The organism is Pseudoalteromonas luteoviolacea (assembly GCF_021654285.1).
GTDB lineage: Bacteria > Pseudomonadota > Gammaproteobacteria > Enterobacterales > Alteromonadaceae > Pseudoalteromonas > Pseudoalteromonas luteoviolacea_J.
The window spans coordinates 315,693-328,940 of record NZ_JAKFZS010000001.1; the positions used below are offsets into that span (position 1 = coordinate 315,693).

Here is a 13,248-nt window from a genome sequence, read left to right on the forward strand (position 1 = left end):
AAGATAAGTCACATGCCATGTCAATCAACGCACAATTTTTAGTGTTAAAGCATGACCAAGAGCCTAGTCATCAAGTTCCGGCTCATTTTGATCTTGCAGCGCGAAGTGCTGCTAAACTGTACCGTGCTGGGCAACGTGTTTTTATATACGTGGATACAGTAGAAAAAGCCCATGCAATTGATGAACATTTGTGGCAGTTCGATGCTGACAGTTTTGTACCGCATAATCTACAAGGAGAAGGCCCAAAAGGTGGCGCTCCTGTGGAAATTGGCCAAATGCCCCCAGTTGGGCGACGTACAATTCTGATAAACCTTGCCACACATATCCCGGATTTTGTCCGACGATTTGAGCAAGTATATGACTTTGTCCCAGTCGAGCCAATGGCCAAACAGGCCGCCCGGGAAAGGTTCAAACAACTGCGCGCTATAGGCGCCAATATTTCAACGAAAGAAATTGATAACTAAAGTATTTTTTAAGGTTCTGTGTAATGGATAAAACCTATAATCCACAAGATATTGAACAGTCTTTATACCAAGACTGGGAAGAAAAAGGCTACTTTAAGCCTTCTGGACAAGGCGACGCATACTCAATCATGATCCCGCCGCCGAATGTCACAGGTAGCCTGCACATGGGCCACGCATTCCAAGACACCATAATGGACACCCTGACCCGCTATCAGCGTATGAAAGGTAAAAATACTTTATGGCAGGTGGGTACAGACCACGCTGGTATCGCAACTCAAATGGTTGTTGAGCGTAAACTTGCAGCTGAAGAAGGCAAAACAAGACACGATCTTGGTCGTGAAGAGTTCATTGACCGTATCTGGAAATGGAAAAATGAATCAGGCGGTACGATTACAAAGCAGCTTAGACGTCTTGGCGCATCTGTAGATTGGGACCGTGAACGCTTTACAATGGATGAAGGTCTATCTGAGGCTGTTAAAGAAGTATTTGTTCGCCTATATAAAGAAGACTTAATTTACCGTGGTAAACGCCTAGTAAACTGGGATCCAAAGTTACACACTGCAATTTCAGATCTCGAAGTTGAAAACAAAGACAAGCAAGGCCACATGTGGAACCTGCGCTACCCACTCGCTGATGGCGTTAAGACCAAAGACGGAAAAGACTATATCATCGTTGCGACAACGCGCCCTGAAACCATGCTGGGTGATACAGGCGTAGCAGTAAACCCAGATGATGAGCGCTATCAAGATCTTATCGGTAAAGAAATTTTACTTCCTATTGTTAATCGTCGTATCCCTATTGTTGCCGATGAGCATGCAGATATGGAAAAAGGCACAGGTTGTGTAAAAATCACGCCAGCACACGACTTTAACGATAATGAAGTTGGTAAACGCCACCAGCTTCCAATGATCAACGTATTCAACAAAGATGCCGCGGTACTAACGCAAGGTGAAAGCTACACCTTTGATGGTAAAGAGCTTACTTTAGATGCACCAATTCCTGAGCGCTTCCATGGTTTAGATCGCTTCGATGCAAGAAAATTGATCATCGAAGAGTTTGAACAGGCAGGTCTATTAGAGAAAATTGACGACCACAGCTTAACCGTGCCATATGGCGACCGTTCAGGTGTTGTCATTGAGCCATTATTGACTGACCAGTGGTATGTACGTGTAGCGCCTCTTGCTGAGCCTGCAATCAAAGCCGTTGAAGACGGTGACATTCAATTTGTACCAAAGCAATACGAAAACATGTACTTCTCTTGGATGCGCGATATTCAAGATTGGTGTATTTCACGCCAACTTTGGTGGGGTCATAGAATTCCAGCTTGGTACGATGCTGATGGTAATGTATACGTAGGGCGTGATGAAGCCGAAGTACGTAAAGAAAATAACCTAGCTGATGACGTTGCACTATCACAAGATGATGACGTGCTTGATACTTGGTTCTCTTCTGCACTTTGGACTTTCTCTACTCAGGGGTGGCCTGAAAACACCGAAGATCTAAAAGTATTCCACCCATCAGATGTACTTGTCACGGGTTTTGACATCATTTTCTTCTGGGTTGCCCGTATGATCATGATGACGATGCACTTTGTGAAGAATGATGATGGCACACCACAGGTTCCATTCAAAACGGTATACGTTACGGGCCTTATCCGCGATGAAAATGGCGATAAGATGTCAAAGTCTAAGGGTAACGTACTAGATCCGCTTGATATGATTGACGGTATTGATCTTGAAAGCCTAGTAACGAAACGTACCGGCAATATGATGCAACCTCAATTAGCGAAAAAGATTGAGAAAAATACGCGTAAAACTTTTGCTGACGGCATCGAAGCGCATGGTACAGATGCACTGAGGTTTACCCTTGCCGCAATGGCTTCAACTGGTCGTGATATCAACTGGGATATGAACCGACTAGAAGGCTACCGTAACTTCTGTAACAAACTATGGAACGCAAGTCGCTATGTTCTGATGAATACTGAAGAGCAAGATTGCGGATTTAACGATGCACCTAAGCAATACTCACTTGCAGATCGCTGGATCTTGGGTCAGTTCCAAAATACTGTTCAAACATTTACAGAGCATTTGGATAACTACCGCTTCGACCTTGCGTCAAATACACTGTATGAGTTCACTTGGAACCAATTCTGTGACTGGTATCTAGAACTAACCAAGCCGGTATTGTTCAAAGGCAATGAAGAACAACAACGTGGTACTCGTCATACTTTGATCACAGTACTAGAAGGCCTATTACGTCTAATGCACCCATTGATGCCTTATATTACTGAAACAATTTGGCAGCGTGTTGCACCACTGGCAGGTATCGAAGCAAATACCATTATGTTGCAGGCTTTCCCTGAATTTGACGCGAACATTGTAGATGAGCAAGCGATGGCTGACCTAGAGTGGGTTAAGCAATTTATTCTTGCGATTCGTAACATTCGTGGTGAAATGGATATTAGCCCGAATAAGCCACTTAACGTACTACTGGCAAATGTCAGCGAGCAAGACCAACGCCGCCTAGACGAGAACCAAGCGTTTTTAAGCTCATTGGCTAAGCTAGAAGCATTTACAGTACTTGCGAATAAAGACGATGCGCCTGCATCAGCAACTGCATTTATCGGCGATTTAGAAATCATGATCCCGATGGCAGGTCTAATTGATGTCGAAGCAGAGCTTGCTCGTATTGCTAAGCAACTTGAAAAAGCAGAAAAAGGCCTTGCCCAGGTAGAGAAAAAGCTAGCAAACGAGAAGTTTGTTAACAACGCTCCAGAGGCTGTGCTTGCAAAAGAAAAAGCGAAGCTTGCTGAATTCAGTGATGCAAAAGCTAAGTTGCTCGAGCAAAAGTCTAAGATTGAGTCGCTATAATTAATAAGCGACTTCATAAAAGCAAAAACCACGCTTATCAGCGTGGTTTTTTTATTAATCACTCAGTCAAAACATGATACAAAGTTTGAAGCAACAACCTCAGCAATGAGATTCAAAAAATATGCAATGACTCATCTGAAAAATCATTATATTAATAATCCAGCCTAAAGCTGCTCAAATAAGCTATCCGTACTGAGCCCTTCATGCTGTAATATATCTTTGAGCCGACGCAACGCCTCAACCTGAATTTGCCTTACCCGCTCCCGTGTCAATCCAATCTCTCGACCAACATCTTCTAAGGTTGAAGGTTCATACCCTAGTAAACCAAATCGTCGTGCTAAGACTTCTCGCTGCTTCGGATTGAGCTCACCAAGCCAATCAACAATATGTCGATTGATATCTTTATTTTGCACTTCACTTTCTGGCTCATAGCCTCTTTCATCTGCAATGATATCCAGTAATGCCTTATCGTTGTCACCACCTATTGGGGTATCAACTGACGTGATCTTCTCGTTCAGGCGCAGCATTTTACTGACATCTTCAACTGGTCTATCTAAGCATTCTGCGATCTCTTCAGCTGTCGGTTCATGATCTAGCTTTTGAGTCAACTCCCTAGCGGTTCTGAGGTATACATTAAGTTCTTTAACAACATGTATAGGTAAGCGAATGGTGCGGGTTTGGTTCATGATGGCACGCTCTATGGTTTGGCGGATCCACCATGTCGCGTATGTAGAAAACCTAAAACCTCTTTCAGGATCAAATTTCTCTACCGCTCTGATTAAGCCTAAATTACCTTCTTCAATTAGGTCAAGCAGTGCTAAACCACGATTGTTGTAACGGCGAGCTATTTTAACGACTAGCCGCAAGTTACTTTCAATCATTCTTTTACGAGAGGCCTCACACCCTTTGAGGGCTTTTCTCGCAAAATATACTTCTTCTTCTGCACTCAATAGTGGAGAAAAACCAATCTCTCCCAAATATAACTGAGTTGCATCTAAGTTCTTGACTGTCTCATCTTTTGCGAAGACCTCTTCATCACTGTCGATATCTTCCAAAAGTTCTTCGTTAGGACCGTCTTCATCCACCCCGTCAAACTTATCGTCTAATTCCGGGTTCACTTTACTTTTCTGTTTTGCTGTTTGAGCCATAAGCATCCTCCCAAGCGAATAAGTGATAGTGTTCCATCAATACGTCGATACGCTATTTTTTAGGCAGATACCTTACAGGGTCTACAGATTTGCCTCGATACCTTACTTCAAAACGTAAAGCCACCGAGCTTGCATCCGAACTCCCCATTTCGGCAATCTTCTGCCCCACTTTAACCTGCTGCTGCTCTCTTACTAGCAATTTGGAATTGTGGGCATAGGCACTAAGATAATCATCTGTGTGCTTCAGAATGATCAAATTACCATAGCCTCGTAATGCACTCCCTGCATAAACAACAATGCCACTTGCCGCAGCTTTTATCGATGTCCCTGTTTTGTTTGTGATCTGTATTCCCTTGTAGCCATTTTCTTTAATAGAAAAGCGTCTTGTCACTTTACCTACTGCGGGCCAACTCCACCGTACCTTTTTATTCAACAAAGTACTGGTGTTATTGGTTTTTTTATTGGCTTGACTTTGAACATACTCTCGTTGCTTGGGTGGATCAAGCTCTTTTTTTGAGACTTTGTTATTTAAAGGTTTATTAGTTGTGTACTTTTTGGTTTTTACTGATGCTGTTTTAGTCTTTTTGTTAGAATTTTTAGGATAGGTTAATAAAATAGTTTGACCAGGGAAAATAGTGTAGGGAGGCTTAATTTTGTTGATTTTGGCAACCGTTCGTACATCTTTATTTGCACTAAATGCAATGGAAAATAATGTGTCACCTTTTTTAACCTTATAGCGGTTATTTTTTATATGAATTTTTTTTGACACCTTGGTCTTACCTTTGGTAAGACTTACTACAGGAGCAGGCTTATGGACAGATGAACAGGCTACTAATGAACTGCACAGTATACCTACTATAAAAAAGTTCGCACTTTTCACCCACACTCCATTAAATCCCATTATTTAATTACATATGCATACTTAAACCACTAATAAAAGACAATTTATCAGGGTTGCAAATATATTTCCTCTATTATTTATGAGATTGGTCCAGCGACAAGCGGGACAAACTTTACAGCAGCAATGTCCTGCCTCGATATTTTTCCTCCTTGATTAACAAAGAGCGTTAATGTCTGCTCATCCACTCCGAGGGGAATGATCATAGCACCGCCATCTGCTAATTGTGCTAACAGTGACTCAGGAACAACAGACGCGGCCGCCGTCACTATAATGCCATAAAAAGGCGCCTTCGAATGCCACCCCTGCCAGCCATCGCCATGCTTCATAGAAACATTATATAAATCGAGTTGATGAAGTCGCCTTTTAGCTTGCCATTGAAGGGCTTTTATTCTCTCTATACTAAACACCTTATCAAACAGCTGCGCTAATATAGCGGTTTGATATCCAGAGCCCGTTCCTACTTCTAAAACATTGTCATGAACACCAACCTGACGCAACACCTCTGTCATTTTAGCTACTATGTATGGCTGAGATATTGTCTGCCCCTGACCAATAGGTAATGCAGTATTCTCGTATGACTTGTGCTTTAGTACATCATCAATAAATAGGTGTCTTGGGGTGTTGAGCATTGCCTGCAAAACGGCTTCATCTCGAACCCCTTGCTCTCTCAAGCTGTTAACTAATTTATCAGCACTGCGTTGATAGTTATTAAGCAAAATCATTACTCCTGAGACGATAGCCAAGTAGCCAAACGCTCAAGACTCTCATGGGCAGTCATATCAACAGTTAATGGTGTAATAGCGGCGTAACCCTGCTTCACAGCATAAAAGTCCGTCCCTTCACCTGCGTCACTTTCTGAACCCAAAGTGCCATACCAGTATATATCCCGATTCCAAGGATCTGTTTGCTTAGTCATTGTATCGGCTTTATGTCGTGCGCCAAGGCGAGTGACTTGAATGCCCTTTAACTCAGAAAGTGGGATATCAGGCACATTAATATTTAATATTTGATCTTGTGGCAATGGGTGGCTATCCAGCGCCTTAATTATTTTTAATGTCACTGCCGCAGCAGTTTCATAATGCGCTTCTTTTTTAGAGCATAAAGAGACAGCTATCGCAGGTAACCCCAAATGACGACCTTCAGCAGCGGCGGCAACCGTGCCTGAATACAGCGTATCATCGCCTAAATTGGCACCATTGTTTATCCCTGCCACCACCAATGCTGGAGGTTCATCAAATAATTGGTTCACCCCAAGGTGCACACAATCTGTAGGCGTACCATTGACTGAAATAAACCCATTTTCCAATGTACTCGTACGCAGTGGGTTCATGAGTGTTAAAGAGTTGCTCGCGCCACTGCAATTCCTGTCAGGCGCAATCACGGTCACATCAGCTAATTCACTGAGCGCTTTGTAAAGCACCTCTATTCCTTTTGCACTTACACCATCATCATTGCTCAGTAATATCTTCACACTTATTGCTCCCCAGATTCTTGTTTATCTCTCAAACTCACGTCTTTATGTTTGATCAGCTCTCTTAGTACAGAAGTCGCATAACACCCTTTTGGTAAATCAAAGCTCAGCTGCAAGGTTTGATTGTCTATGGTTTTAACACTGAGCGATTGAGGAATGACTCTTAAGCTTCTTCGCTCATTTTTCAAGCCCAGTTCCGCAAGCCCTTGATGCCAAGACGTATGCTCCTTTAACCAGGACTTCTCCATTTCAGTAAGCCCCTTCTCTCCTTTGCCAACCAGTGGCGCAGATAAAAGAATATCACCTTGGTTTAAACGCTCAACAACATCGTCGTTTAAGTCATCTTCAAAAAAAGCATTGCTACCTGACAATAAAAAGACTTCTCTATGCCAAGTTTTAGCTAAACCATGCTCTTTCACTCTTTTAGACACGATTTGATTGAAAATATACGACCTAGCAGCTGAGATCACTATGCCTCTGAGCTTTTTGTCACGTATATGTTCACCATTAAATAACCGCTCTGCCATCGACAAATTATGGCCATCATGACCAAATCGCTGCTCTGCAAAATAATTTGGCACCCCTTGCCTAACGGCATTTATGCGAGAAAGCACATCCAAGTGGTTGGTCACATTCCTGAGCGTGATCACAAAGCGATTTCCACGGTGGCAGCCCGTTTTTAATTTGCGATTATGACGCACTTGTTTAATCACAACCATAGAGTCAGAGTTTAACTGAGAAAAATCTATGTGCTTTTTGATTGGGACCGGTACGCTAAACCACTGTGTACAGACACCATGACGATCTTTTAGTCCAGCATAACTCACTTCTCTTGGGGCGACGCCTGCAAATTTAGCAATTTGCTTGGCCAAATACGCAGTATTTTCTCCGCGTTTAATGATCTGTAAGCAAACATGCTCGCCTTCACCGGTGAACTCAATATCCAGTATTTCTTCAACTACAAAGTCTTCTGCTGTTTGCTTAAAGTCACCTTGAGACAGAGGCTCTCCATAAAGGTAATTTAGCGAAGCTATAGCATCAATCACTTAACTACCCCTTCATAAGTAGTACGACGGCATGACTTGAAATACCTTCTTTGCGGCCTTCAAACCCAAGCTTTTCAGTTGTTGTTGCTTTGACATTAACTTGATCGAGCTCAACTTGACAATCAGCAGCCAAATTTGTTCTCATTGCATCAATATGTGGTCGCATTTTAGGCGCCTGAGCAACAATGGTGACATCGATATTTCCTACTGTGTAGCCCATTGTCGTTACCTGCTCAATCACTCTTCTCAATAAAATACGGCTATCTATGTTTTCAAACTCGCTATCCGTATCAGGGAAGTGCTTTCCTATATCCCCTAACGCAAGTGCCCCTAACAATGCATCGCAAAGAGCATGAACCGCAACATCACCATCGGAGTGTGCAATAAAACCTTGCTCAAATTCTATTTTTTCGCCACAAATTACTAAAGGCCCTTCGCCGCCAAATTTGTGTACGTCAAAGCCATGACCAATTCTAAACATTCTCAATACTCTTTTGCTGTTGTGCCATTAGAAAACATGCCAACGCATGGTCTTCTGGCGTGGTAATCTTTATATTGTCTGAGCGACCAGAAACTAATGCCACAGGCTGCCCAACTCTTTCCATTGCTGAAGCTTCATCGGTGACCACAGCCCCTTCATTCAACGCACTGTCCAGTGCATTCAAAAGCGCTTGATAAGGAAAAAGTTGAGGAGTTAAAGCCTGCCATAGCTGCTCTCTAGGCACAGTCTCTTCTATGTACTTGTCACCTTTTTTAATTGTGTCTTTCACTTTGCTTGCAAGTATTCCGCCCTCACCAGTATCTATACATGAAGTAATAAGCTTGTCGATATCTTTAATATCGACAAGCGGTCTGGCGGCATCATGCACTAAAACCCATTCAGGTGGGTCTGCTTGCATCGACTTCAAAGCATTAAGGACTGAATCAGCTCTTTCCTTGCCCCCTGCTACACGAGTTGTATTTAGCTTAGTTAAGTCTAAACCATCGAAGTAGCCATCGTCTTTGCTAACCGCGACATAGATATGATTTATATGTTCAACAGTAGATAACTTTATTAACGTATGCTCTAGGATGGTCTTTTCGCCAATTTTTAGATATTGCTTTGGATGGTTAAGCCCCATTCTGGAACCCACACCAGCAGCAGGCACAACTGCAGCTAATGATATTGCTTTATTCATAATGCTTCTTAGGTAGTACGCGGATAAAAGTTTCATTAGGCTTGATCATGCCTAGTTCATGTCGAGCTCGTTCTTCAACGCCTTCTAAGCCCAGTTTTAGGTCTTCAATATCTGCTTTAAGTAATTTATTTCTTTTCAGTAATTCGGCATTCATTTGCTGATGGGTATTTACTGTTTCGGTGATCCTCCGATAGTCCTGCAAACCATGATGGCCAAACCACAGCTTATACTGTATGTAGGCACACAGGCAAAATAGCGCTAACTGAAACAAACGCATAAAATATACCCTAATAAATGAATGATGTAGTCATGTCGACAACAGGATAATTGTCAGCCTGATACTAGTTTCTTTTTTGCTACATTGCGCCAATTGATACTACTTGCAAGTAGCATCTCTCTTAGGCCAAGTAATCTCGGTGTTATCATTTTATGATATTGCCACCGATGACCACAACAGGCGGCTGTCATTAAAGCTTTCGTCGGTTTGAGTACGCTTATATGAGCATTGTCTAAGCCATGTCCCTCATTGGCAAACCAACCATATTGATTGCAATGTATTTGTGATTGATTCACTTGATCTATCATATCAATGCAAAGAATGGTTTCATGGTCCTGATTGATAACAACTGGCACAACCAGCCCCACTTCAGCGTGTTTTTCGAAATATAATCGAATTTTATCAGGTGTTTGCGATGGAACCCGTCTTTGCGTTGCCACCCAACACCCATTATGACTGTCTAACTGAAGCGGCACCTCCCCTAATACAATATGCGTTGCCGCACGTTCAACGTAATAAGGTAAGCTGCTTAATACTCTTTTCAGTCTGTTCGGATCTGCTTCTATAGATAAACGCGAAATTTCACGAGTATAAAATACATTAACAAGCTCAGCGTAGACAAGCCGTAAAGCCTCATCTTGCCAAATAGTCGTCTGTTGCTTGCCTGTATTATGCTCTCTCAAAATCCCTCCCAATAAAGGGTTTTATATCACGGCGTCATACCTGAATACAGTCAGTCTATTAAATATTATAAGCGGGGTCTATTTTCATTTTGGACGTTGGCCCAGTTTAGCTTCGCCAGTCTCTAAAAACTGCACTGCCGCATCTCGTTTCTTACCAAGTAATAAGCTGCCATCAACTAAAAACATAAAGTTTTGCCAGCAGCGTTTAAATACACCAAACTGTGTCTCGATAACGTGATCTCTAGAGAGACAAAAATAGACAGTTGTATTATCTTCCCACTGCAAATATTCAGTGATCTCTGCAGGTAATAGAGGCTCGCCTTCTTCCCACTTGCCTTCCCAATCTACCACTTCCTCCCAGTTATCTTCTTTACCGGCCCAGTCTGTCGGTGTAAAAAAGTCAGGGTGATCTTGCTCTCGGCTAACCATTGTACTCCAAAGAACAGCTGCACGCTGCGCTGTCATCGGCTTAATCTGGGCCAAATCTGCGTTGTCAATCGGGAGGTCCTTATGCCTGAAAACCCATGCTTTCTTGAAATCGCCAAGCGCAATATAATTCATGTATTAAAACCTTATTTCATAGATAAACGAGCATCTGTACTCGTCTTTTAATAAGACAATTATACCCAGTCATATGAGGACTCAACAATGCCTATCGAACTTAAAAAAGGGATATACCGCCATTACAAGGGTAAAGAATACCAAGTGTTGTTTATTGCAACCCACAGTGAAAGCGAAGAAGCCCTCGTGATCTATAAAACGCTCTACGGTAATTATGACCACTGGGCAAGGCCTCTGAGCATGTTTGTTGAAGATGTCACTATTGATGGTAAAACACAGCCTAGATTTCAATTTGTGCGAGAAGAATGATACTTGGTAGTGGAAATGGAAGTGTGGCAAACTGGTAGCATGATCTCCTCAGACCACAAGAAACAATGTTCACAGGTACAAGCAAATATATAGCAACAGCAGCACTACAACAGGCGGTTAATGCCGCCATTCTGTTAGAGAAACCACTACTAATAAAAGGTGAACCAGGTACTGGTAAAACCCTATTGGCGGAAGAACTCGCTCAAAGCTTAGAGACTGAACTGATCCAATGGCACATAAAATCTACCACTAAAGCTCAGCAAGGGCTTTATGAATACGATGCCGTATCACGACTTCGCGATAGCCAACTGGGCGACGAACGTGTTCATGATGTAAACAACTACATAATAAAAGGCAAATTGTGGCAGGCATTTTCAGCGAACAAGCGTCCCGTTCTTCTTATAGATGAAATAGACAAAGCCGATATCGAGTTTCCTAATGACCTGCTGCTCGAACTAGATAAAATGGAGTTTCATGTTTATGAAACGCAACAGCAAGTAAAAGCAGATACCCGACCTATCGTGATCATTACGTCAAATAATGAAAAAGAGCTGCCAGACGCGTTTTTGCGCAGGTGCTTTTTCCATTACATCGACTTTCCATCGATTGAAGAGATGAAAGCCATAGTGGATGTTCACTTCCCTGATATAAAAGCAACACTACTTAATCAAGCATTGGAGGTATTCTTTAATTTACGAGAAATTAGAGGCCTTAAGAAAAAACCCAGTACCAGTGAGTTACTCGATTGGTTAAAGCTATTACTTGCCGAAGATATTGATGCCACAACATTACATGACAAAACACACCAAGGCGGCCTTATGCCATTATTTGGAGCTTTGTTAAAAAATGAGCAAGATGTGACCTTGATTGAAAAACTCGCTTTTATGAGTAAAAGATAATGCTCATTGAGTTTCTGTTTACTCTTAGGCGACATGGTATTAAAGCAAGTCTCAGGGAGCTGCTAGATTGTCTTTCGGCGCTAGAACAAGGGCTCTGCTTTGGTAGCATCGATGATTTTTATACGCTCAGCAAAGTGATATTTGTCAAAGATGAAACTTTGTTTGATAAATTTGACCGCGCGTTTGCTGACTATTTTCAGGGTGTAGCACAAGTAGACCTTGCCAGTGCAATACAGCAGCAAGCTTTACCTGCAGAATGGTTAAGAAAAGACTTTGAAAAGCATCTTAGCGAAGAAGAAAAAGCCAAACTGAAAGCCCTAGGTGGGCTAGACAAACTTATGGAAACACTTAAGCGTCGCCTTGAAGAGCAGCAAAAAAGACACGCTGGTGGTAACAAATGGGTAGGCACAGGCGGCACATCTCCTTTTGGGGCATATGGATATAACCCTGAAGGCGTAAGAATTGGCCAACACGAAAGTCGCCATAGGCAGGCTGTCAAGGTATGGGATAAGAGGCAATATAAAAACCTCGACAAAGATGCAGATCTCAGCAGCCGAAATATGAAATTGGCAATCAAGCAATTGAGAAAATTCGCTCGCAGTCATGAGAGTGAAGAGCTTGATCTCAACAACACCATAGAAGCAACAGCAAAACAAGGCGGTCTACTCGATGTTAAAATGGCCCCACAAAGACACAATGCCATTAGCGTACTCATGTTGTTCGATATTGGAGGCTCTATGGATGACCATATCCAAATATGCGAACAGTTGTTCAGTGCTGCTCACTCGGAGTTTAAACACTTAGAGTTTTACTATTTTCACAATTGTGTATATGAACACGTCTGGAAAGACAATGAGCGCTTAAACGACTCCCTGCTTGATACGTATCAACTCATTCATAAATTCGGCAAAGATTACCGCTTAATATTTGTTGGTGATGCGACAATGGGCCCTTATGAAATTACCTACCCAGGGGGCAGTGTAGAACATTGGAATCAAGAACCTGGTAGCGAGTGGTTAAATCGGCTTACAGACCATTTCGATAAAGTTGCATGGCTGAACCCACAGCCGAAAGATTACTGGCCGTATTACCAGTCAATAGGACAAATTGATAAATTGATGGAAGGTAGAATGTATCCGCTCACCTTAGAAGGTATCTCCCAAGCCGTTAAAACTCTTACTTAGTTCGGTGTTTTTATAATTGAAAAGCCCATGCAGTTCGATCTCTCATGGGTTCAATTTCGTGTAACGCCCCAATTTGGCATTGTCCTTTTTAAAAAGTAGGGAAGTATTAATAATAATGAGCAAGGTGAATATCGTGCAAAAGGCTAGCGACAGCGAACGAAGTGAGAGCGCTCTTTTTGCGCAAGGTGAAATAAGCGAGTTTAACCGCTGCTGAGGGACTTAAACGCAAAAAACCCGTCGCATTTCTGCAACGGGTC

15 protein-coding genes are annotated in these 13,248 nt (G+C 42.4%); 5 read left to right on the forward strand and 10 right to left on the reverse strand.

Going from position 1 to position 13,248, the window contains the following annotated elements; all coding sequences use genetic code 11:
* The first annotated feature begins 17 nt into the window (after nucleotides 1-17).
* Together L1077_RS01215 and L1077_RS01220 are read left to right on the forward strand one after the other, a co-directional pair.
* On the forward strand, nucleotides 18-464 hold the full coding sequence (locus L1077_RS01215) for a DNA polymerase III subunit chi (RefSeq protein WP_063360802.1): 447 nt from the start codon (nucleotides 18-20) through the stop codon (nucleotides 462-464).
* Nucleotides 465-487: 23 nt separating this feature from the next.
* Nucleotides 488-3,334, forward strand: a complete 2,847-nt coding sequence (locus L1077_RS01220) for a valine--tRNA ligase (RefSeq protein ID WP_237135253.1) — start codon at nucleotides 488-490, stop codon at nucleotides 3,332-3,334.
* Nucleotides 3,335-3,498: 164 nt separating this feature from the next.
* Here the strand turns inward: L1077_RS01220 and rpoS are convergent, their stop codons facing one another.
* The 10 genes from rpoS to L1077_RS01270 form a co-directional block, all read right to left on the reverse strand.
* Nucleotides 3,499-4,482, reverse strand: coding sequence for an RNA polymerase sigma factor RpoS (gene rpoS / locus L1077_RS01225; protein ID WP_211036168.1), 984 nt, complete (start codon nucleotides 4,480-4,482; stop codon nucleotides 3,499-3,501).
* A 52-nt stretch (nucleotides 4,483-4,534) separates the two neighbouring features.
* Nucleotides 4,535-5,362 (reverse strand): peptidoglycan DD-metalloendopeptidase family protein, encoded by an 828-nt coding sequence (locus tag L1077_RS01230; protein WP_237135254.1) that lies wholly within the window; start codon nucleotides 5,360-5,362, stop codon nucleotides 4,535-4,537.
* A gap of 98 nt (nucleotides 5,363-5,460) precedes the next feature.
* Nucleotides 5,461-6,099, reverse strand: coding sequence for a protein-L-isoaspartate(D-aspartate) O-methyltransferase (locus L1077_RS01235; RefSeq protein ID WP_237135268.1), 639 nt, complete (start codon nucleotides 6,097-6,099; stop codon nucleotides 5,461-5,463).
* A gap of 5 nt (nucleotides 6,100-6,104) precedes the next feature.
* Nucleotides 6,105-6,854 carry a 5'/3'-nucleotidase SurE gene (gene surE, locus L1077_RS01240; RefSeq protein WP_063360778.1) on the reverse strand — a complete coding sequence of 250 codons (750 nt, stop codon included), beginning with the start codon at nucleotides 6,852-6,854 and terminating at the stop codon, nucleotides 6,105-6,107.
* 2 nt (nucleotides 6,855-6,856) lie between these two features.
* Nucleotides 6,857-7,888 carry a tRNA pseudouridine(13) synthase TruD gene (gene truD, locus L1077_RS01245; RefSeq protein WP_237135269.1) on the reverse strand — a complete coding sequence of 344 codons (1,032 nt, stop codon included), beginning with the start codon at nucleotides 7,886-7,888 and terminating at the stop codon, nucleotides 6,857-6,859.
* Nucleotides 7,889-7,904: 16 nt separating this feature from the next.
* On the reverse strand, nucleotides 7,905-8,381 hold the full coding sequence (gene ispF / locus L1077_RS01250) for a 2-C-methyl-D-erythritol 2,4-cyclodiphosphate synthase (RefSeq protein ID WP_237135255.1): 477 nt from the start codon (nucleotides 8,379-8,381) through the stop codon (nucleotides 7,905-7,907).
* Entirely contained in the window at nucleotides 8,374-9,078 is a 705-nt protein-coding gene (gene ispD / locus L1077_RS01255) for a 2-C-methyl-D-erythritol 4-phosphate cytidylyltransferase (protein ID WP_237135256.1), read from the reverse strand. The genes ispF and ispD overlap by 8 nt, the downstream gene beginning before the upstream one ends.
* Complete coding sequence (gene ftsB / locus L1077_RS01260; protein WP_063369019.1) at nucleotides 9,071-9,355, reverse strand: cell division protein FtsB; 285 nt, start codon at nucleotides 9,353-9,355, stop codon at nucleotides 9,071-9,073. The genes ispD and ftsB overlap by 8 nt, the downstream gene beginning before the upstream one ends.
* A 53-nt stretch (nucleotides 9,356-9,408) precedes the next feature.
* On the reverse strand, nucleotides 9,409-10,038 hold the full coding sequence (locus L1077_RS01265; RefSeq protein ID WP_237135257.1) for a hypothetical protein: 630 nt from the start codon (nucleotides 10,036-10,038) through the stop codon (nucleotides 9,409-9,411).
* An 84-nt stretch (nucleotides 10,039-10,122) separates the two neighbouring features.
* Complete coding sequence (locus L1077_RS01270; RefSeq protein WP_237135258.1) at nucleotides 10,123-10,599, reverse strand: DUF2947 family protein; 477 nt, start codon at nucleotides 10,597-10,599, stop codon at nucleotides 10,123-10,125.
* 87 nt (nucleotides 10,600-10,686) lie between these two features.
* On the opposite strand from L1077_RS01270, the gene L1077_RS01275 reads away from it, so the two are divergent.
* From L1077_RS01275 to L1077_RS01285, 3 genes are all read left to right on the forward strand, one after another.
* A complete protein-coding gene (locus L1077_RS01275) occupies nucleotides 10,687-10,908 on the forward strand; it encodes a DUF1653 domain-containing protein (protein ID WP_200890437.1) in 222 nt (73 codons plus the stop codon).
* 65 nt (nucleotides 10,909-10,973) lie between these two features.
* A complete protein-coding gene (locus tag L1077_RS01280; RefSeq protein WP_063360784.1) occupies nucleotides 10,974-11,807 on the forward strand; it encodes an AAA family ATPase in 834 nt (277 codons plus the stop codon).
* Nucleotides 11,807-12,991 (forward strand): vWA domain-containing protein, encoded by a 1,185-nt coding sequence (locus L1077_RS01285; RefSeq protein ID WP_237135259.1) that lies wholly within the window; start codon nucleotides 11,807-11,809, stop codon nucleotides 12,989-12,991. Before L1077_RS01280 ends, L1077_RS01285 begins: the two co-directional genes overlap by 1 nt.
* Nucleotides 12,992-13,248: the final 257 nt, after the last annotated feature.